Here is a 19052-nt window from a genome sequence, read left to right on the forward strand (position 1 = left end):
GCAGGCGTTCCGCACCCATGTCCGACCCCAAGACCCCGCCGCCGTTGCCGGCGGCGCCCGTGACCGGCCCCGGCTCGCCACGGGACATGCCGCCCCTGCCCGGCCAGTTCCCGGTCGATCCGGCCACCCTGCCCGGCGCCATCCGCGATGAGCTGGAGGCGCCTGATCCGGTGGCGCTGGACACGGCATCCGCCGAACTCCGGGACGGCCTGAACCGCTGCCCGAAATGCGGCGCCACCGATGTCCGCCTCAAGCTCGGCACCGACGTGCTGGTCTGCCAGTACTGCCGCCATGAATGGCACGGCGCGCGCGTGGAAGAGGAATTCGGGCTGGGCGAAGGCCTCGACCAGCTGCGCGGCACTGTCATCGCCTCGGGTGCGCGCGACATCGAAGCCGACGCCGCCAGCCTGATGAGTTTCAAATGCACCGGCTGCGGCGCCGAAGTCACCGTCAACACCGAAACCACGATGACGGCGCGCTGCCACTGGTGCCGCCACGTGTTCGGGGTGAACGAACAGGTCGCCAACGGCGCGGTGCCCGATGCCGTGCTGCCGTTCCATATCGGCAAGGAGGATGCGGTCGCGCGCATCCGCCAGTTCGTGGACAAGCGCCGCCTGTTCGCGCTCAAGGCGTTCAAGGAACAGTTCACGCCGGAGAATGTGGTCGGCGTCTACCTGCCCTACATGATCGTCGATGGCAACGCGAGCGCCGCCGTCGCCGGCAAGGGCGAAATCGAGACGCGCGAGTACACCCGGGGTTCCGGCAACGACCGCAAGACCTACTACGACGCCGACGTTTACCAGGTGAACCGCCAGGTCGACTTCACCGTGGACGATCTGCCGCTGGAATCCTCCACCGAGCGCGGCAACCTGGACACCCGCGTCAACACCAACAACATCATCAACACCATCCTGCCGTTCGACACCAAGAACGCGCTGAAATGGAATGCCTCGTACCTGCTGGGTTTCACTTCGGAGAAGCGCAATCTGGACGTCGAACGGATGCGGCCGCGACTGGAAGATCAGCTGCTGTCCATCGCGCGCGCCCAGGTCGCAGGCTCCGTGCGCCGCTACGATCGCGGCGTGCGCTGGGAGCGCGAACAGCTCGAAGTCCACGGCACCCGCTGGGTGTCGATGTATCTGCCGGTGTGGCTGTACTCCTACCACCAGCCCGGCGGCAACGGCGGCATGCTGCACTACATCGCGGTGAACGGCCGCACCGGTGAAACCATGGGCAGCGTGCCGGTGCAGCAGTGGAAACTGCTGCTGGCCGCGCTCGCCACCGGATCCTTCATCGAATCCCTTGTCCTTTGGTTCCTGGTGGTGGCGTCATGAGCGACGACGGTGGACTCTGGTTGCTGGCGGCCGGTCCGGTCGGCGCCACGGCGCTTTACTGGGCCCTGTACCGGTACTACCGCAACACCGACAAGTCACACGCCTTCGAGCGCGAGACCACGGTCGAAGCCAAGCCGGTGACCGGTTCGGATAAGAAGGTGGATACCGTGACCGGCACGCGCGAGACCCGCATCAGCGGGGACAATGTGCATGACTACCGGGCGCGGGTGCGGCGGGACGAAGGGTAACGACGGCGTCTATCGGTTGCCGCTGTTCCGGAACAGATCGATTCCCTCGCAATCGACACACGCCCCGCGTCCAACGCGGGGCGTGCGCTTTCGAACCGACGGGAATCAACCTTCCCGCAGGAACGCCAGCAGATCCGCGTTGACCTGGTCGGCATGCGTGGTGGGAAGGCCATGCGGCCCACCCTTGTAGGTGTTGAGCCTGCCGTTCTTCACCAGTTTCGCCGACAGCACGCCCGAGTCGTCGTAGGGCACCACTTGATCGTCGTCACCGTGGATCACCAGCACCGGGATGGAAATGCCCTTCAAATCCTCGGTGAAATCGGTCTGCGAAAACGCGACGATGCCGTCGTAGTGGGCCTTGGCGCCGCCCATCATGCCCTGGCGCCACCAGTTCCAGATCACCGCTTCCGACGGCTTGGCGCCGGGGCGGTTGTAGCCGTAGAAGGGACCGGCGGGAACGTCGTAGTAGAACTGCGCGCGGTTCGTCGCGACCTGCGCCTGGAAATTGTCGAAGACCTCCTTCGGCGTCCCGCCGGGGTTGCTCTCGGTCTTGACCATCAGCGGCGGCACGGCGCTGATGAGTACGGCCCTGGACACCCTGTCCTGGCCGTGCCGCGCGATGTAGCGCACGACCTGGCCGCCGCCAGTCGAATGTCCGACATGCATCGCCCCGTGGGTGCCGAGCTTCTCGACCACCGCCGCCACGTCGTCGGCGTAGTGATCCATGTCGTGACCGTCCGAGACCTGGCTGGAGCGGCCATGCCCGCGCCGGTCATGCGCGACCACCCGGAAACCCTGGTTGAGGAAGAACATCATCTGCGCGTCCCAGTCGTCGGAACTGAGCGGCCAGCCGTGATGGAAGTGGATGACCTGCGCATCACGCGGGCCCCAGTCCTTGTAGAAGATCTCGACACCGTCTTTCGTCGTCACGTATCCCATGGGTCTTCTCCTGAGCAGTGGTGGGAGGGGGTGGTCAATTGCGTGGTGAATTTCCCGGACGCGGTTTGCATGCGCATGACACGTCGGGACGGAGCCGGCCCGGCATCGAACCGTGGGCCGCTCCGGAGCATGCCGCCCGGCGTGTTGCGCCAATGTGTCTTCAAAGCAGGCTTCCAGATAAATGCTCCCGGACGGACGGCATGAAGAGCGGCGACTGCCGAAGCGGGTGGCCTTTGCGTCTGGCGCATCCGCCTCCAGAGAGCGCCAGCCTGCTGCAGCCGGTCGCACGCGAGGCCAACCGTTATCGCGATTACCCGAGCGAGACGACGGCGGTGCAGGAGTTCACCGACCACACGGCTCCGGCCGAGTTCAGCCGCGCTCCCGTATGGCTTTCAAACAACGGCGAGCATGGAATACGACAAGGACGCCCAGAAACGCGGCGCACGCGCGGGTTCAACCATCCCGCATCTTTCAGATGCGCCATCTCCGCATCGGGCTGAACACGTCGCCCCCTACTCCGCATCCCAAATGCGCGTATCGACCGCGATCCGGTTGGTTTCCCCGTTACGGCCACGGGGGTCACCATCCATCTCACTCCCCGGTCCGCTTCAGGTTCGCGCACGCGCTATGGCGTACGATGGCGCGGTAACATCCGTGCGTCCCGTCCGACCGTTCTTGCCGTCGCTCGCTGCGCTTTTCCTCACGCGTCGCCGTCTTGTCGGCAGACGCACCTCCTGGAGCGCCCATGACGGGCTATCAAGTCCGTGAGACCCGCCAAACCGTGGGTGGTCATGTCCATCGCCTGCGCGTATTGAGCGACAAGCAGCAATTCGCCGACCCTGAGGGCCATGGCGCGCGCGTCGGCATTTCGTCGGCGCAATGGAGTCTGTTCGGGCAGCTTTGGCCCGCGGGCCGCCTGCTGGCCCAGTCCCCGCTGCCGTCACTGGGCCGCTTCGATGCGATCGCGGAGGTGTTGATCGCCGATCCCGGGCGCGGCGACAGTGCTCGCTTCAGCCACATGCTGGCTGCGCAGGGGTTCGAGGTGGACGCCAAACTCTGCCCGATGGATGACCGCGACGCCCCCCCGCATCGCGGCCGGCAGCCGCACTACCGGTGGGGACTGGCGGCATGAGCGCCATCCCCGCTCCGGAACTGCCGTTGTGCGCGAGCTGCGATGCCGTGTGCTGCCGCCTGACGGTCGTGTTGCAGCCGGAAGATCGTATTCCCGCGCATCTGACCGAGCACACGCCGGCCGGTCTGACGGTGATGGCACGCGATGCGGAAGGTTGGTGCGTTGCCATCGACGCGGCACGCATGTGCTGCTCCATCTACGAAACACGACCCGAAGTGTGTCGCCGCTTCGTCATGTCGGGACCTTACTGCCGCGCGGTGCGCACCGACTATCTGGAAAGCACCTCGCGTGACATCCCCTTGACGCTGTACTCATAGGAGAGCCGCATGTCACGCCCCCGCAAACAGGTGCCGAACGCCGCGGTTTCGCCGAACGGCCGCCGTGAAGTCAGCCGGATGTTCGCGCGCTACTCGGGCAACGACGACCGCATCCCCCTCACGCATGAAACCCTGGCTGCCGACCTGGTCGCTTTCCACCGCGACGGCGGGACCATCGAAATGCTGGGCACGACGCACTCGCGGGGCACGCCAGGCCAGGCCGGCAAGCCTGTCCCGTCCGCTGACGGCAACCCCGCCGCCAGACACCGACGCTGAGCGAACAGGAACATCTCCTTGCCCGTTACCCCCAACTACGCCTTCGAGAAGCGCCAGCGCGAACTGGCCAAGAAAAAGAAGCTGGAAGAGAAGAAGAGCCGCAAACGCGATGCGGCTGCATCCGTGTACGACGACGCATCTTCCCCCGATTCAGCGGCACCCGGTTCGGGAGACAGCGCGAGTCAGGAACGCGCGCCCGTGACGGCGTCGCCGCCGGAGCAGCCGCGCATCCACCGCAAGCGTTCCCCTTGACCCAATCCCTACTGCGTTCCGGTCACCGCCCAGGTTCCGGCATGCGTTGCCGATGCTCGTCTCGAGGGTGTTGTTCCCCGCCCTGCTCCACATCCCGGATGCGCGTATCCACCGCAATCCAGTTGGTTTCCCAATGGCGTCCACCGTCATCCGAGTAGGCCTGCTCGAACCGTGCGGAGTTCGTGGTGATGTCGGAAATGATGAAGCGGACGAGGATGGCCTTGCCGTCGAGGTCTTCCTGGCCGTAAAACTCGCCACGGCCATCGCGGAAGCCGCCATGCACCGGACGGGTCAGGGTGCCGTTGCGGACACCGGCGTAGTGCAGGCTCCACTGCGTGGCCTGCGGGTTGTACAGGCGCAGGCTGACGCCCTCGATCTTTCCGGTCGGGCCCGCCACGCGCAGTTCGACCAGGTTGGCGCGTCCGTCCAGCACTTTCCGGACGATGCTGGTGCCGGTGTATTCCACCCATTCCTGCGAGCCGGACAGCGGCTTGGTCAAGCGTCGCAGTTCGGTCTTCCAGGCGCCGATTTCCCAATCGAAGTCCTGCTGGCCGTCGCCGGGTACGGCGCCGGGAGTGGCCTGCGGCGGCTGCGCCGGCGCGTTCATCGCCAGCAGCGCCATGGCCAGGCAGGCGCCGCCGAGCCAGCTTCGCGCGGGGTTTTGCATCGTCTCGTCCGGTCTCCCATGATGCGGGCAGGATAGGAACGCGAGGCCAGCATGAACAAGAAGGTACCCGCGGGTAACCATGCCCGGCCCAGCCCGCTGGCCGGCTGTCCGCTGGCGGCGGCGTTCGCGGCCATTGGCGGCAAATGGAAGCTGACGATCGTCTACTGGCTGGCGCACGGCGAACTGCATTTCGCCGGCTTGCAGAACCGCGTCACGCCGATTTCGAACAAGGTGCTTGCCGAGCAGCTGCGCGAACTCGAAGCCGATGGCCTCGTCGATCGCACCCCCACCGGCCCCGTGCCCGCGCCGGTGATCTACCAGCTGACGGAGTACGGGAAGACCCTGTTGCCGGTGGTCGAGGGCATGCGCGTGTGGGGAGAGGGTCACCTGCGGCGAACGCTGGCGGAACAGCGCTCCGATGGCATGGGATGCACCGTCGTGATCCCATCCCACGAGGCCGCCAGAAGCACATGAGGTCCGCCCCGGTCTCCCGGTGAAAAAACCTGCCCTGCCCGCATCCAATCAGAGTCTCTTTTCCCGAACATCCGGGCTTCAAGCTTCCCGCCTCAACCGCGCGCTCCCGCCCCGCTCGATGCACACGATTGCCTGATCGCACGAGGTCCGCGAGCGGACGGGAGCACTACCCGCGCCCCGTCCGTCCCGCTGAACGCGATCGCGCAGAAGCGGGAAAACCCCTGGCAACCCTGGGCCAATCGCCTCACTCGGCCGGATACCTCCGCGCCCAATCCAACGCTGGGAACGGCCTTATCCCGGGAAAGTGCAGGCTACTTCGCGACTTGCCCGCGGCGGCGGATCTCATCGGGCAGCACCGACGGCGGGAGGCCGTGCATCTCCAGTACCGGACGTACCTGGCGTTCGAACTGCAGGCCCAGTCGCCGGTCCCGGATGTGCTCCCCGCGCACCTCGTCCTTGAGCCTGTGGACGCGAACCGCGATGTCGCCGATCGTGTCGGACGTCAGCGCCTCCGCGGGCACGCGGGCGGTGAATTCAAAGACCTCGCGCTGGGTGATGTGGTGCGCGTGCTGCTCGCCCTTGGCGTCGGGCGCCACGAACGAACGCTGGACACCCAGATCAGGCAGCGCGCCGGCGTGCAGCAGTCGATCACCCAGGGTGACCTCGTACGCGTTGCCGCCGACGAGGGAGGTCAACTGGGCGAGCGGGCCGTCGACGAGATGACTGTCGATGACGGACATCTGGTTTCCGCGCACCCGGATCCGAAGGCGTACGTACTGCTCGTTCACGATGTTCTCCTCGGTGCGACGCGACGGTCGTCGCGGCTGCATGTCCGGCATGTCCAGCGCCCCCGCGACGGCGCGCGGCCGGCTCACCTCCTCCGCCACGAACGCCACCTTGGCCTTGCCTCGCCCCGGCGGCGGCGCCGACTCGGACTTGGTCGGGCCACGGTAGGACGGCACCTCGAGACGTTCGTAGGACGCTCCGACTTTACTCGGCATCCGGTCGTCGATCTGCGGACGGAACTTGCGGTTCTTCCTGTTAAGTTTCATGACGGTTCCCTCACCAGTTCCGGCCGTGCCGATAGTCGTGGATGTAGCGGTAATAGATCCTGCTCAGCGAGTAACCGGTGCGACCGTTGATGACGCCGAACCAGTCGGTGTTGTGCACGAACAGATGGGGGCGTCCCCGTGCGCCCAGGAGCGTCGCGACCCGCTTCGACATCCCGGCGGCGACCGCCCTCGGCGTCAGGCGCGCCGTGGTGAAGCGGGCGACCTCGAAGTCATCGACCGGGCCGAGGTTCCATTCGCCAATCCAGTCACCGATGAAGCTCGCCGACAACGCCGAGCCGTTGGAAATCAGCCGGCCGAGATACTCCTCCGACCAATCCTGGTGGTTCCAGGCCCACAGATCGACCTTGCCGTCGCCGTTGATGTCGGCGGCGATGAACCGATCGTGCCTCGCGAGGCCACCCCAACCCGGAACGTCCCCGTCGTAGCGGTTCACGTACCCGAGCCCCGGGCCGGTCGCCGCGAACATGCCGAGGTAGGGCATCGACCAGTCCTCGCCGTTGAAAATGTAGACGTCGTCCTTGCCGTTGCCGTTGAAGTCGCCGATCACCAGCCTGTCGTGGCGGGCAAGACCGCCCCAACCAGGGATGTCACCGTCGTAGCGGGCCGTCATCGACAGGCCGCCGCTGCCCGAGCGGAACAACCCGACATAGGCCATCGACCAGTCCTCGCCGTTGAAGATCACCAGGTCGTCCTTGCCGTCGCCGTTGAGGTCGGCCACGAAGAACTCGTCACGGCGAGCCAGACCACCCCAGCCCGGAATGTCGCCGTCGTAGCGATGGGTCAGATGGAAACCGCTGCCCGTGCTCCGCAACAACCCGACGTAGGTCATCGACCAGTCGTCGCCGTTCGTCACGATCAGATCGACCTTGCCGTCGCCATTGACGTCGGCGGCCAGGAATCTGTCGTTGCGCGCGAAACCGCCCCACCCCGGGATGTCGCCGTCATAACGGGCGATCAGGCGCAGCCCGCCATTGCCATCGGAAACCAGCAGGCCCAGATACGGCATGACCCAGTCGACGCTGTTGAAAACGACCACCTCGTCGATGCCGTCGCCGTTGAAGTCGGCGACCAGTATCTGGTCGTTCGGCTGGAACTGCCACGATCCGGGCACCCGCTCGACCGCGCTCGAACGGTGCTCGAACCCGCCGTTCGTGTTGCGGAACATCTGGATCGACGTGCCGTGATGCAACAGGACGTCACTGCGTCCCGAACCGTAGAAGTTGCCGGCGTAGGCGTTCCGGAAATGGTGGGCGGTCTCGACGTGCCGCGCGTCCTTCATCGACGTGTAGCAGACCGGGCAGAACTCGGGAGAGTTGCCGTTCATCCGGCAGTTCTCGACCGGGCGATAGATGCCGGTGTTCCGGGTCGCGCCGCCCTCGAACAGGCCGGCATCGAAATTGCTGCTCCAGTTGGCCGGACGCGGTCCCGCGTTGTAGTTGGCCGCGCTCCCCGTCCCGGTCGGCAGCGGTGTGCCGGGCGCGATGAAGCGTCCCCACTTGGTGGTGGCGCGATCGGTGTTGACCGTGACGTTCACTTCACCCGGCTCGCCGCCGGTGTGCGCGCCGTTGTTCGAGTACTCATCGGCAAACCCGCCGATCCCGTGTCCGAATTCGTGCGCGATCACAGCCCAGCCCACGCCGAGCGTCACGTGCGCGCGACCACCGCCGCCGCAGCCGCCGAAACCGGCTTCGTTCAGGACAATCAGGACGTTGTCGAAGTCCGGCACCCACTTGTTCAGCGCGTCGGTGATGCGCTTTTCGCTGTTGGTGCCGTATTCGAGCCAGCAATGCTCCCACTGGCCGTTGAAGATGATCCCGAGCGCCGTGTTGTGGATCGTCTCCGACTGCACGGTGTCGTCGCCGGTGGCGGGCGTCCCCATCAGGTTCCAGGTCCGCTGGCTGACGCCGGAATGCGACGACTCCAGATTGATCCGGTAGATGTTGAACGCCGACGCATCCTCGCGGAAATAGTCGCGCCCGAACACCCCGTCCATCAGCGTGGTCTGGACATAGTTGTTGAACGTGGTCTGGTCGGCGCCGGCGGTGAAGCCATCCCCGATCACCACGAGATTCCGCCGGGCTCCCGGCGGGCCGGCTTGCCGTAGAACGGTCATGCTGTCGGCCATTGCGCTCTCCTTACGCTCAAGAATGCGGACAGGAAACAGGAAGGCCGCATTGGCCGAAACGCCCCGGGGATCGCGAGTCCAATCGTCTGTCCATCGACTGTCATGGCGGTGTCCTTACGGCCCGGGCGAAGCCAATGCCGGCTTTCGTGACGCGTGCGGCGGCGAAACGCGCGAGGCACGCAATGGCGGTCGCTGCAGGCAGCAGGTCCGTCACATTGGAGACTAACGCCTGGGTCGAACTTCGCCGGCCTACCGTTCGTCGTCCTGAGCGGAATCTCTACAGCCGGGGTCACGCCTCTGGCGGCGCGGGGTGTGGCGAGAAGGCTCCCTACAGCCAGTAGCGGACATCGGCTTACGTCTTAGCTAAATCGCGCCGCGAAGCCTTGTCGGTTTGAATGAAATGTCAGGCACCAATTCAACCGGGCAAATCGATAGGCTTTGGGCCACGATAGAAGCTGCCAAGTACAGGCTCTGCGCGCCAACCCCTAAAGGTACCGAGCGTGACATGCTGAAGGACCGCAACCGAACCAAGAATGGTGTCTGGTTCATCCTCAGTCCAGAGGAAGATCAGCGTGCCTTCTGTTGCTGGTATTGCAGCCAGTGCATCTTCGTCCAAAGCATAGATGCACCTGTCTCCCTCACCGGCCCAACCGCAGGCGTTTAAGTCTCCCCAGACAAACGGCATTTTCTGGCTCGGCAGATGTCCTTCCATTGGCGCGAACCACTCTGATAGACGGACCCTGGGTCCGGTTGCGCGACTTTGCCATAGCGCACCGCATGGTGGGCTATGCCCTGGAAACAATTCAATCTCAGAACTGGCATTTCCGGCCAACAAGCCCACGTAAGAAAAGAGACGGCGGCTTGGGCAAGAGGCCATTCAGTCGGGCTCTGCGCAGAGACAGACCGATTTCCATTTCGGATAGAAAAGCGGTCAGCCGCCGCGCGGTGACCTGAACCGGTCGGGAGCCGTTACCGCCCCATTCCTCAGGGTGTCTCCTATGCCCAGGAATATCTGAGCGAACGGAGGCGCGAGGTGAAGTTTTCGGCCGGAAGCGGCTATGGATACGTATCAGGACGTCTAATTCAGCCGCACCGCAAAGCGGATTCGGATCGAATGAGTACCAGTCTCTCAGTCGCAATCCTGATAGCCGCCCAGCGCTCCGCATTTGACACACCGGAACAGATACGCGGTGGGTGACCCGTCTTTGTCCAGGGCTGCGAAGAACTCGTTCCACTCTTTTCCGTCTGAAAGGCCCGCAGACTCTTGTATGGCGGCGATGGCTTCCGGTCCATGGGCGCTCAGCTCCTTATGGCCCGCGCAACCGATGAAGGCGGCCGCATCACCGCAATGTGTCCACCAGCGCTCCTGTTGCCACCCCGAAAATCCCGGGGTGCGTTGTGAAACCTGTGCCACGACCTCATCCGGGACGGATTCCCAGGATCCGTCATCACCGATGCCATCTTCATCGGTGAAGGTGGCATCAAATTTCTCGTGGGCGGCGCCATCGCTGATGCACCACGGACAGAGCGCGTCGTTCAATTCCTCCACGGAATAGACGGGACCGGTATAGATGAAGCCTCTGGCTTGGCCGCAACACTCGCACTCTGCATCTGATTCGATGACGCTGCCGGTGGCGAGGGGATCCGGGTGGTATTTGAATTCTGGAAGCTTCATGAGTACTCCATTCGGGGATTAGCACCGGCAGAAAATCGAGCCACGAGGCGGCTTCTTCGACTGATATGAATGGCCAGCGCTCATGTCCGCAACCTCTGGCGAATGGCGCGCATCGCGTCTGTCCTGGCGGAATCATGCGGAGGCGCAAAGTCACTCATGCCTCGCAATAGATCCAGCGACGATTGGTCCCCAACACCCCGGAGGGCATAGACAATCCAAGCCCTCTGAACCTCTGAAGTCGCTATTGCAATGCACGACACAAGGAAATCGCGTACTGATGCGGCTTGCCTATCCGAGGGAGAAATGGAGCCTTTGATGCTGAGAAGCTGGTTGTAGGCCCTGACGAGACGCCATGCGGTATCCGGCTCACTGGCCGGTTCGCGCATTATCTCGGGAAAGAAGGCCATAAGCGCATCAACAGCTTCGCGTGACCGCAGCTCCTCGACGAGCCCGATAATGTAGCCGGCGTTTTCGGATTCTTCGGACAACAGGTGGAGCGCCTCAAGGCCACCATCGGAGTAGGCGCTGGCGATCTCCGCCCATTTGGCCAACGGGACAACGTGCGTCCCGTCGGAAAGATGCGTGGATTCCGACCAGCCAAGGTCTTTCGATAGGCGGTGCAGCTCACTGCTCAGGCCTGGAGTGCGAGCCTTTGCCGCGGCAAGGATATGTTCCACCTCAAGCGTGTTCCGCCTTGCCTTTGCTCGAAGCGTTGAGATCTTCATCTGTGAGTGCTGACTACGATTGGACCCCAAAGAGGGGTGGCAGGGATTCTGGGCAAGCCATCAATACACCGTCCATCAGACTTCTCCTATGCGAACTCCGGGAGGTTGCACGGCAGTCTGCAACAGTCCGAAAGCGGTCATCCCCCGCGCGGCAATGTGACCACACGAGGGGCGGTTCCTGCCCCAGTTCCTCAAGGGGGTCCCGATGCAGGCCGGGGCTTCGGCGGTGTGTTCTGATTATCCATGTCCGAGAAGATCAGCCACGGCTGGCCGGGGGCGCGGCGGAGCGTGAGGGTGAACTTGCCGGTGTCATCAGGGCCATCGCCGTAACCGTAGGCGCCGACGATGTAGCCGGTCGTGGCTTCGGTGTGAAAGGCGAGCGCGCGCAGCCGCAGTGGGCCGCCACTCCCGCCTTCATAGGCAGCCTGGATGGCCTTGCGTCCGCGCACGGGCGGGCGATTGCTTTGCAGGATGAAGCCATCCTCCGCGAACAACGCCGCAAGGGCCGCCGCGTCACCCGCACGCCATGCGCGCTCGTAGTCGCGGAGTACTCGATCCAGTTCGGGGGGTAGCGTGATTCTGGGAACATCTGTTGGCCTAGTAGCTGGCTTCAGAGTCTCCTGCCCAATCACTGGCTCAGTTACCGACGCGAGCCCCAGGACGACAACAGCGATAATGGAACGATACATAGGACAAATCCATTGATGGCAATAAGAATGGAGCTACCGCAGACAGGACAAATCACACCTCTCTAGTAGTCCGATAAATCCACTACTCCATCATTCTTGAAACCGCTTTCAGTGAACTTGACTGTGTGGGAACACGCCCCACTCAACCGCACTACTCATCCGTTCCAAGTAGCGCCTCGATTCGAATAAGGGCGGCATTCCACTCCCGATTAATCATCGATCGCAACTTATCCTCTAACTCCAGTCGTTCGGTGTGACCAAACCACTCACGGCTATGCTGCACCACGCGATCCCTATAGCCACCACCACGACCCCACTCGTTCTGACAAGCACTCCAGAACCCCCCATCTAACCTCAACTCATCGCGAAAAGAAGTCTGGCCCATCAACTGAACCTTTATCAATAGCTCGGTATACGCCGAAAGCAGCAAACGTTCGGCCTGAGTAACTAACTCTTTTGCCTCTTCAAGACCAGGAGTTGCAACTAAGTTCTGGCATACCTCAGTGAAGCCTTCCACAACAGGCCCGAGAGAGAGCACCGCCATTCGCCGCGCGCCATATCCCAGATGATGGCCATAGTTGAGATTGTGCCAGTCACCCTCGCGGTTCACTGAAGCCCTAATGGTCGCAGCGTGTGCCTGATATATCTGATCTAGCAAGCTATCTTGCACGTGAGCGTTCAGTCGCCTTGGCGTCTTATGCCGTTCAATCCATGTCTTCAGCTGTGACGCGGCCTGACGCACGACTGCCTGGACTTGTTCCTGTTCGTAGTTAAGAAGAAGAGCGCTAGCATTGCCTACAATTTCAACCAAACGTTCTCGAAAAGCACGGCGCGCACAAGCCAGCCGCTCCACAAGAAAATAACGCAGAATAGCCGGATCGTCTTGATATGAGTTAAAAAATCCTACGGCCAACTCAACCATTCCAATTGGCGCCAAGCTCATCGCCACTTGTTCTGCCTTAAGGTCGTATCCCTCTTCGACGCTTTCTACCTTCTGGCCTGACTCATCCTTGACCGCGAATGCCTCATCCGGACGAGGCAAAACTAGCAACGCGGCCCTCGCATGTAAGCCACGGACACCTGTCTCACGCGCCCGCTCCAACAATAGTCGCGCCTCTGCGGCGGGGGCATTATTGAAGCCAGAGCACAGTACAACCAGAGTGTGAGAGTCATCGAGCAAGCATTCCAGATCCGCACGCGCTGCGGTTCTGTCGATTCCCTTGGTATCAATAAACCTGATAGAAAGATCATCTGCCAGAAGCACTTGATCAGGAATAATCACCTCAATACGCCGAGGAAGCGTGAATTCAGGATGCCGACCATTATTCACCTTCTCGAATACATCCTTTAGCCATTCAAGCGGCTGCTTGCCGGTACTGGCGTCATACCATATGTCACGCCGATCACGACGAGGCAACTCCATGAGCGACAGAATCTCAACAACTAGCTCACGAGCACTTCCGAACCTCTCAGCAAGATTCTTAGCTTCATCTCTACGGATAGTCTTCCCATCAGCCCCCTTCTCACGTCGAATGCGCAATCCAGACAAATTACGTATTGCGCGCTCAACCTCTCTCGAGATTCCCTGCGTTACTTCCTCGCCATCTCCATTGGCTACTGATGCGTCAGCACGTCTCACGTAGTCGGCGAAATCAGTGACATCGGCTCGGATTTCTTTGTCGCTCCGTGGCTCTACGATCAAACCGTAGCCTGGGCCGCGTCGAAGGTGGACCTCGCAAATCGTGATGCCTCCCGCGCCAGCCTCTAGAACAGGAGTCGGATGGAGTGCATCCGGCACCATTACCTCTAAGCCGGAAATTCTGCATATAGCCGTGGACTTGCCGATTCCAATGCTGCCAATAAAAGCCACCTGATGCTCGCGCTTCAAGAGTAATTTGGACACTGCCCTCAGCTCATTCATATAGGCAGAAATTCGGCGCTCGAAGGCGTGCTTTATCTCAGGCTTCTGAGCAAGCTTTTGTAACTGTTGCGCCACTTCTTCTGCAGACCACAGGAGCTCGTTCTCAGGGTGATCGAGTGCGGGGCGTTCAAGTACTACCCATTCCCGATGGAGAGCAGTTCTGAGCTGTTCGGCATCAGGCGTAGCGATGGTCAGCAGCAATTGCTCCAGCTCTTCTGGTGCCACAGCCCTCTCCCCGTTTTCAACTCGTGATAGGACGGTCGCACTCCAAGTAACTCGGCGCGCTAACTCGGCCTGCTTGATGCCAGCGCGCTCCCTCACCCGCGCCAGGTAGAGGCCCAATTCAAGGGCTGATACAGCATTTTGGTCGTTCACGAGGGCCCCCAAAGCAAGCTTTCAGAAATGTTGCAGGCAACGTTGCTGAAAGTCAATCGCACTGATATAGTTATCCCTTGTAGATGGAGATGGAGGCATAAGTCATGGAGAGCATGTCGACATATCCACGTGGGTCGCGAGGTCAATGTGATAACCCAGATGCTTAGTCGCCTTAGAAAACCTGGCCATCGAAAGAGTGCATTGGTCCTTGCGACTACTTTCGGCATGGGCATGATTTTTTCACTCGCTCTAGCGTCGCTTGCGCGCCCGGGACCAGGCGTTGGCATTGATTGGAACGCGGTTGCTGCCGTTGCGACCTCAATTGCTGTCGTTGCCGCAGTAGTGATGTGGAGTACAGATGCAAGCGATCAGAACGCAAGAAATCTCGCTTCGGCGAAGATCTCCGCACTACTTCTACTACCTGAGATCTCGTCCGCACGAATAGCCCTAGAGAAAATCCTTCCGGATATTGATGACACGGATGAACTGTGTCGCAGCATGCTCGACATCATGGTCGGCCGCGATGTTGACCAGCGTGAACAGATTCAAAGTCGCGCGCTAGAACTTGTTACAGAGGCTCTAGAGAACATTGAACCACGACTCCAATCGCTTCCAGTAAGCCTCACTCGACCACTAGCTCAATCACTATTCGCACTAAAGGGGCTAAATAACGCCGCGTCGTATCTCCAAGACAAGGAAGCACATTCTGACGAGCAAGTCGAAGTCACCATGGAAGGCCTGCGTCGCACTCATAGAGGCGCTCAGCGCGCTCTTGAAAAGGCTCATGCAGCATGCGAACTTTTCGTTATCGACGACTTGGAAGATAATTGCATTTAACTGGGAATTCGGTCCAAAGACACGATGCGGTCAACGAAAGCGGCCAATCAGCAAGCACCGCTGTTGACTCCAAATTGACGTTACGGCTATTTTCGCTCGGTGCTCAACACACCTCCCCGCTAGCGGTGTCCGCGTCCGACCTCGCGGTTTTCCGATATCGACCGGAGGCCAACATGGCAGGCAACAAGACCCGCCGCCCCTTTCCGCGTGAGCGCCAACTCAAAACCGGCTACGCCTATTACCCCCATACCGGCAAGGGTCGCCCCACCCCGCCTTTTCCCTCGCTGCGTCTGCAAGGCCGCTGGCTGGAGCAGGCCGGGTTCTCGATTGGTCAGACCATCCGGGTGCGCGTGCGCGCCGGCCGCCTGGTGCTGGAGCCGGTGAAGTCGGATTGAGGGATTAACCTGCCGCCCCGGTGTTCGGGGCGGCGGGATGCGGGCTCAGGAACGGGTGAGCCTCCAGCAACAACGCAGACTTCTCGTCTGGAGATATCAATTTCCTTCAATCAGATTCCTGGCGACTGCCTCAATGGCACCGGTGAGCATTTCATCGAGGCTCTTTGGGGGGGCATTACCCGAGAGGTAGCGGTCAAGAAGGTCGTCGTCCAGACAATCATCCATGGCAGTGGTAATCGTGCCGAAATTTCCATTGCCATCGAAGTGATAGAACGTGTGTTTTTCGGAGTGATGGGAAAATCCACCGAAGCATACATAGTGCTCATTCAAGGTTTTGATTTGGGCGTCGCTCAGGGGGTGAGGCTCATAGAACATCCTGAGGAGATTTCCCAGCCGGGGGACCTCGATCACTCTCGTCCCGCGAACAGGCTCCTCGCGCAGCGCTGCCGCGAGCTGGTTTGCGGAATAGAGGTAGATCGCGTCGAAACCGTCGACAAAATCCCCCGTGCAGAATGCGCCATGCTCGACGTAAAGCTTTTTCAGTTCGATAGGCAGAGGAAATCCCAGTTGGACCTCCAATGCATCGACCACTTCCGGACCTTCTGGGTCCCACAGCTTCAGTTCGTCATCTTCCGGCGCAATTGCGTTTGATTTATGACGCATTTCAATATAGTCAGCCCAGGCGTCTCGCCATCCGGCTTGTTTTCGCTTCCGCCGAGTTGGTGCGACTTTCCTTGCAAGCCACTGGCGATAGGCCTCGCTCTCAAGTGCAGACCGGAGAGGATCATCCGGACCTCCCCAACCACTCGTTCCATGTCGCTGGTAGGCCCTGACGGATTGAAACGCGCGCTCCTGATACAGGGCATCAAAGCCCGCCGCAGTCAGCAACACGCAAGCCTGCTCATTCAACAGCATTGTGCTGTTCTGGGCACTGAATCCTTCAAAACACTCGCGCAGGTGTTCAAGTGAGATGTCAAGGTCACGGATTGTTTCTGCTTGCCTTGACAGCGCCATCGCCATATGCGCCAGGGCAATCCGCTTGATGTAGTAAAGATTGGTCCATTGTTCGTCGTGACCCACCTTCACCTTCGCATCCTCGTACATCGTCAGGATTTCAGCGGCGTGACGGGTCTTCAGGTCAAACTCTTCTGCGTCAAGGAACTTGCTTACCGCCTTGCTTGCCCGCTTCTCCAACTTCTTCAGATTCGCCTCTTCGATGACGCTCATGATCTCCCGGCTTTTGTGCCGCATGTCGATATGGGGCGACTATGTTGCCAATCCTGCTTCTGGGGCAGCATCGGAATTTTCGGATTTGCTGTCTTCTCTGTCTGGAAACGCCAAGCGTTCCCAGGCTTCACCTCGTGCTGAGACTCCTCCTCCGGCCTCAGAATCGGGTGAGCTTCCAGCACCTATGGATGCGGGCGTTGCGCTCGAAATCCGGGGGGATGGTCTGCGGGGTGATGTCTTCGCAGCGGGCGAAGGCGGTGATTTCGTTTTCGTCCAGGCGGAAGCGGCGGAAGTTGTTGCTGAAGTACAGCGCGCCGTTGGGCGCCAGTCGGGCGACCGCCGCGCGCAGCAGGCGCACGTGTTCCTTCTGGATGTCGAAGTCGTCGGCGCGGGCGGAGTTGGAGAAGGTGGGCGGGTCGCAGAAGATCAGGTCGTATTCGCCCTGCTCGGCTTCCAGCCAGCGCACCGCGTCGGCCTGCACCAGGCGATGCTGGGCGCCACCGAATTTGTTGCCCGCCAGATTGCGCCCGCACCATTCCAGGTAGGTGCCGGACAGGTCCACGCTGGTGGTGGTGGACGCGCCGCCGACGGCGGCCTGCACGCTGGCGACGCCGGTATAGCTGAAGAGGTTGAGGAAGCGCTTGCCGCGCGCTTCCTGGGCCATGCGCCGGCGCAGCGGGCGGTGGTCCAGGAACAGGCCGGTGTCGAGGTAGTCGAACAGGTTGACCTGCAGGCGGGCGTTGTTTTCCCGCACCCACAGGGTCTGGTCCTTCTGATCAAAGCGGCCATACTTGCTGCCGCCCTTGCCTCGCGCGCGCGACTTGATCGCCACCCGCTCCGGCGGCGCGGCGAAGACCTCGCGCGCGGCGGCCAGCAGTTCGCTGAAACGGCGGCGCACGTCGGCTTCCGGGATGCTGGCCGGGGCGGCGTATTCCTGGATGTGCAGATACGTGCCGCCGTCGTTCTCGGCCTCGTACACGTCGATGGCGGCGGCGTATTCGGGCAGGTCGGCGTCGTAGGCGCGGTAGCAGGTGACGTCCTCGCGGGTGCGCCAGCTCTTGAGCTTCTTGAGGTTCTTGCGGATGCGGTTGGCGACCATCTGCGCGCCTTCGCTGAGCGGGCGCGGTTCACTGCGCTCGCGTGCGGGCGCGGCGACGGTATCGCAGACGATCAGCGCGCACTCGATGGCGCCGTTGAACACCTGGTATTTCTTCTGCGCGCGCAGGCCGGTGGCGTGGGCAAGGTCCGCGTTGCCGCACAGCAGGCTGGCGCGCCAACCGGGCACGGCACGTTGCAGCGCGTCGCCGAGCATGCGGTACAGATCCGCGTCGGCGGCCAGGCGCTCGTCGTAGGGCGGATTGCAGACCACCAGGCCGCCGCCTTCGCAGGGGGCTTCCAGTCGGGCGATGTCGCGGGTCTGGAATTGAATCTGCCCGGCCAGGCCGGCCAGGGTGGCGTTCTCATTCGCGGCGCGGATGGCGCGTGCATCCAGATCGCTGCCGAAGAAGCGCGGTTGCAGCGCGCGGCGGCCTTCGGTCTCGCGGGCGACGGCATCGGCGAACAGATCACGCCAGGCCTGCGCGTCGAAGCCCAGCCAGCGGGTGGGCAGTGTATTGCCGTGGCGTTGCAGCCCGGGCGCGACGTCGGCGGCCATCAGCGCGCCTTCAATCAGCAGCGTGCCGCTGCCGCACATGGGATCCAGCAGCGCGCCACCGGCGTGGTACAGCGCCGGCCAGCCGCCGCGCATCAGCACGCCAGCGGCGAGGTTTTCCTTCAGCGGCGCCTCGTTCTGCTCGCGCCGCCAGCCGCGCCGGTGCATGGGGCCGCCGCCGAGATCGATCGACAAGGTGGCGCGGCCCTTTCGCAGCGACAGGTTGATGCGCACGTCCGGCTGTTCGACATCCACCGAGGGGCGTTCCAGTCCCTGCTGGCGCAGGCGATCCACCACCGCGTCCTTGATGCGCTGGGCGGCGTAGCGCGCGTGGGTGATGGTCTGGCCGGAGACGTGCGCGTCCACCGCCAGGGTGAGTTCCGGGCGCAGGTGGTTTTCCCACGCGACCGCCGCCGCGCCGTCGTAGAGCGCCTGCTCGTCCGGGCAGTCGTAGTCGGCGATGGGCCACAGCACGCGGCTGGCCAGGCGCGACCACAGCACGGCGCGCTGGGCGTCGGGCAGTTCGCCTTCGACGTTGACGCCGGCGATGGTGGCGGTGGCGCGGGTGGCGCCCAGCGCCGTCAGTTCGTCGGCGAGCAGGTACTCCAGGCCCTTGGCGCAGGAAACAAAGAACTTCAAGTGGACTCCGGAACTCGGGACGGCGGCGGTGCGAATGGCGGCAATTTTGCCGGATTGGGGGTGAGAACACACGGAAAACCG

General features: G+C 62.3%; 21 protein-coding genes. 10 read left to right on the top strand and 11 right to left on the bottom strand.

What is annotated here, in order from left to right; translation table 11 throughout:
• Positions 1 to 17 precede the first annotated feature (17 nt).
• A complete protein-coding gene (locus AC3DEZ_RS08470) occupies positions 18 to 1334 on the top strand; it encodes a TFIIB-type zinc ribbon-containing protein (protein ID WP_488387813.1) in 1317 nt (438 codons plus the stop codon).
• Complete coding sequence (locus AC3DEZ_RS08475) at positions 1331 to 1582, top strand: hypothetical protein (RefSeq protein WP_488387814.1); 252 nt, start codon at positions 1331 to 1333, stop codon at positions 1580 to 1582. The genes AC3DEZ_RS08470 and AC3DEZ_RS08475 overlap by 4 nt, the downstream gene beginning before the upstream one ends.
• 105 nt (positions 1583 to 1687) lie before the next feature.
• Here AC3DEZ_RS08475 and AC3DEZ_RS08480 read toward each other — a convergent pair whose 3' ends face one another.
• Complete coding sequence (locus AC3DEZ_RS08480; RefSeq protein ID WP_488387815.1) at positions 1688 to 2521, bottom strand: alpha/beta fold hydrolase; 834 nt, start codon at positions 2519 to 2521, stop codon at positions 1688 to 1690.
• 200 nt (positions 2522 to 2721) lie between these two features.
• Here AC3DEZ_RS08480 and AC3DEZ_RS08485 point away from each other — a divergent pair, with 200 nt between their 5' ends.
• From AC3DEZ_RS08485 to AC3DEZ_RS08505, 5 genes are all read left to right on the top strand, one after another.
• Positions 2722 to 3021 carry a hypothetical protein gene (locus tag AC3DEZ_RS08485; RefSeq protein ID WP_488387816.1) on the top strand — a complete coding sequence of 100 codons (300 nt, stop codon included), beginning with the start codon at positions 2722 to 2724 and terminating at the stop codon, positions 3019 to 3021.
• Between the two features lie 245 nt (positions 3022 to 3266).
• A complete protein-coding gene (locus AC3DEZ_RS08490; protein ID WP_488387817.1) occupies positions 3267 to 3653 on the top strand; it encodes a hypothetical protein in 387 nt (128 codons plus the stop codon).
• Positions 3650 to 3970 (top strand): YkgJ family cysteine cluster protein, encoded by a 321-nt coding sequence (locus tag AC3DEZ_RS08495; RefSeq protein ID WP_488387818.1) that lies wholly within the window; start codon positions 3650 to 3652, stop codon positions 3968 to 3970. The genes AC3DEZ_RS08490 and AC3DEZ_RS08495 overlap by 4 nt, the downstream gene beginning before the upstream one ends.
• 9 nt (positions 3971 to 3979) lie before the next feature.
• The gene (locus tag AC3DEZ_RS08500) at positions 3980 to 4246 is read left to right on the top strand and encodes a hypothetical protein (protein WP_488387819.1); all 267 of its coding nucleotides are present in this window, start codon (positions 3980 to 3982) and stop codon (positions 4244 to 4246) included.
• Positions 4247 to 4264: 18 nt separating this feature from the next.
• Entirely contained in the window at positions 4265 to 4498 is a 234-nt protein-coding gene (locus AC3DEZ_RS08505; protein ID WP_488387820.1) for a hypothetical protein, read from the top strand.
• A 22-nt stretch (positions 4499 to 4520) separates the two neighbouring features.
• On the opposite strand, the gene AC3DEZ_RS08510 is transcribed toward AC3DEZ_RS08505, so the two are convergent.
• Positions 4521 to 5165, bottom strand: a complete 645-nt coding sequence (locus tag AC3DEZ_RS08510) for a hypothetical protein (RefSeq protein ID WP_488387821.1) — start codon at positions 5163 to 5165, stop codon at positions 4521 to 4523.
• A 51-nt stretch (positions 5166 to 5216) separates the two neighbouring features.
• Here AC3DEZ_RS08510 and AC3DEZ_RS08515 point away from each other — a divergent pair, with 51 nt between their 5' ends.
• Entirely contained in the window at positions 5217 to 5639 is a 423-nt protein-coding gene (locus tag AC3DEZ_RS08515; RefSeq protein WP_488387822.1) for a winged helix-turn-helix transcriptional regulator, read from the top strand.
• Between the two features lie 311 nt (positions 5640 to 5950).
• Here AC3DEZ_RS08515 and AC3DEZ_RS08520 read toward each other — a convergent pair whose 3' ends face one another.
• The 7 genes from AC3DEZ_RS08520 to AC3DEZ_RS08550 all read right to left on the bottom strand — a co-directional run bounded on the left by AC3DEZ_RS08520 (position 5951) and on the right by AC3DEZ_RS08550 (position 14222).
• Positions 5951 to 6691, bottom strand: a complete 741-nt coding sequence (locus tag AC3DEZ_RS08520) for a hypothetical protein (RefSeq protein WP_488387823.1) — start codon at positions 6689 to 6691, stop codon at positions 5951 to 5953.
• A gap of 10 nt (positions 6692 to 6701) precedes the next feature.
• The gene (locus AC3DEZ_RS08525) at positions 6702 to 8837 is read right to left on the bottom strand and encodes a M64 family metallopeptidase (RefSeq protein ID WP_488387824.1); all 2136 of its coding nucleotides are present in this window, start codon (positions 8835 to 8837) and stop codon (positions 6702 to 6704) included.
• A 415-nt stretch (positions 8838 to 9252) separates the two neighbouring features.
• Entirely contained in the window at positions 9253 to 9549 is a 297-nt protein-coding gene (locus tag AC3DEZ_RS08530; protein ID WP_488387825.1) for a hypothetical protein, read from the bottom strand.
• Positions 9550 to 9966: 417 nt separating this feature from the next.
• Entirely contained in the window at positions 9967 to 10512 is a 546-nt protein-coding gene (locus tag AC3DEZ_RS08535; RefSeq protein WP_488387826.1) for a CbrC family protein, read from the bottom strand.
• 80 nt (positions 10513 to 10592) lie between these two features.
• Complete coding sequence (locus AC3DEZ_RS08540; RefSeq protein ID WP_488387827.1) at positions 10593 to 11237, bottom strand: hypothetical protein; 645 nt, start codon at positions 11235 to 11237, stop codon at positions 10593 to 10595.
• 191 nt (positions 11238 to 11428) lie between these two features.
• Positions 11429 to 11926, bottom strand: coding sequence for a YybH family protein (locus AC3DEZ_RS08545; RefSeq protein ID WP_488387828.1), 498 nt, complete (start codon positions 11924 to 11926; stop codon positions 11429 to 11431).
• A 151-nt stretch (positions 11927 to 12077) separates the two neighbouring features.
• Positions 12078 to 14222: a helix-turn-helix domain-containing protein gene (locus AC3DEZ_RS08550; RefSeq protein ID WP_488387829.1), complete on the bottom strand. Its 2145-nt coding sequence runs from the start codon at positions 14220 to 14222 to the stop codon at positions 12078 to 12080.
• A gap of 231 nt (positions 14223 to 14453) precedes the next feature.
• On the opposite strand from AC3DEZ_RS08550, the gene AC3DEZ_RS08555 reads away from it, so the two are divergent.
• Complete coding sequence (locus AC3DEZ_RS08555) at positions 14454 to 15059, top strand: hypothetical protein (protein ID WP_488387830.1); 606 nt, start codon at positions 14454 to 14456, stop codon at positions 15057 to 15059.
• A gap of 173 nt (positions 15060 to 15232) precedes the next feature.
• Entirely contained in the window at positions 15233 to 15454 is a 222-nt protein-coding gene (locus tag AC3DEZ_RS08560; RefSeq protein ID WP_488387831.1) for a SymE family type I addiction module toxin, read from the top strand.
• A 96-nt stretch (positions 15455 to 15550) separates the two neighbouring features.
• On the opposite strand, the gene AC3DEZ_RS08565 is transcribed toward AC3DEZ_RS08560, so the two are convergent.
• Entirely contained in the window at positions 15551 to 16681 is a 1131-nt protein-coding gene (locus AC3DEZ_RS08565) for a hypothetical protein (protein ID WP_488387832.1), read from the bottom strand.
• A gap of 157 nt (positions 16682 to 16838) precedes the next feature.
• Positions 16839 to 18971 carry a bifunctional 23S rRNA (guanine(2069)-N(7))-methyltransferase RlmK/23S rRNA (guanine(2445)-N(2))-methyltransferase RlmL gene (rlmKL, locus tag AC3DEZ_RS08570; protein ID WP_488387833.1) on the bottom strand — a complete coding sequence of 711 codons (2133 nt, stop codon included), beginning with the start codon at positions 18969 to 18971 and terminating at the stop codon, positions 16839 to 16841.
• Between the last annotated feature and the right edge of the window lie 81 nt (positions 18972 to 19052).

It is taken from the genome of Pseudoxanthomonas sp. 134C1 (assembly GCF_057773065.1).

Coding starts and splice junctions, on each gene's coding strand:
- AC3DEZ_RS08470 (WP_488387813.1), top strand. CDS start 18: ATGTCCGACCCCAAGACCCCGCCGCCGTTGCCGGCGGCGCCCGTGACC.
- AC3DEZ_RS08475 (WP_488387814.1), top strand. CDS start 1,331: ATGAGCGACGACGGTGGACTCTGGTTGCTGGCGGCCGGTCCGGTCGGC.
- AC3DEZ_RS08480 (WP_488387815.1), bottom strand. CDS start 2,521: ATGGGATACGTGACGACGAAAGACGGTGTCGAGATCTTCTACAAGGAC.
- AC3DEZ_RS08485 (WP_488387816.1), top strand. CDS start 2,722: ATGAAGAGCGGCGACTGCCGAAGCGGGTGGCCTTTGCGTCTGGCGCAT.
- AC3DEZ_RS08490 (WP_488387817.1), top strand. CDS start 3,267: ATGACGGGCTATCAAGTCCGTGAGACCCGCCAAACCGTGGGTGGTCAT.
- AC3DEZ_RS08495 (WP_488387818.1), top strand. CDS start 3,650: ATGAGCGCCATCCCCGCTCCGGAACTGCCGTTGTGCGCGAGCTGCGAT.
- AC3DEZ_RS08500 (WP_488387819.1), top strand. CDS start 3,980: ATGTCACGCCCCCGCAAACAGGTGCCGAACGCCGCGGTTTCGCCGAAC.
- AC3DEZ_RS08510 (WP_488387821.1), bottom strand. CDS start 5,165: ATGCAAAACCCCGCGCGAAGCTGGCTCGGCGGCGCCTGCCTGGCCATG.
- AC3DEZ_RS08515 (WP_488387822.1), top strand. CDS start 5,217: ATGAACAAGAAGGTACCCGCGGGTAACCATGCCCGGCCCAGCCCGCTG.
- AC3DEZ_RS08520 (WP_488387823.1), bottom strand. CDS start 6,691: ATGAAACTTAACAGGAAGAACCGCAAGTTCCGTCCGCAGATCGACGAC.
- AC3DEZ_RS08525 (WP_488387824.1), bottom strand. CDS start 8,837: ATGGCCGACAGCATGACCGTTCTACGGCAAGCCGGCCCGCCGGGAGCC.
- AC3DEZ_RS08530 (WP_488387825.1), bottom strand. CDS start 9,549: ATGGAAGGACATCTGCCGAGCCAGAAAATGCCGTTTGTCTGGGGAGAC.
- AC3DEZ_RS08535 (WP_488387826.1), bottom strand. CDS start 10,512: ATGAAGCTTCCAGAATTCAAATACCACCCGGATCCCCTCGCCACCGGC.
- AC3DEZ_RS08540 (WP_488387827.1), bottom strand. CDS start 11,237: ATGAAGATCTCAACGCTTCGAGCAAAGGCAAGGCGGAACACGCTTGAG.
- AC3DEZ_RS08545 (WP_488387828.1), bottom strand. CDS start 11,926: ATGTATCGTTCCATTATCGCTGTTGTCGTCCTGGGGCTCGCGTCGGTA.
- AC3DEZ_RS08555 (WP_488387830.1), top strand. CDS start 14,454: ATGATTTTTTCACTCGCTCTAGCGTCGCTTGCGCGCCCGGGACCAGGC.
- AC3DEZ_RS08560 (WP_488387831.1), top strand. CDS start 15,233: ATGGCAGGCAACAAGACCCGCCGCCCCTTTCCGCGTGAGCGCCAACTC.
- AC3DEZ_RS08565 (WP_488387832.1), bottom strand. CDS start 16,681: ATGAGCGTCATCGAAGAGGCGAATCTGAAGAAGTTGGAGAAGCGGGCA.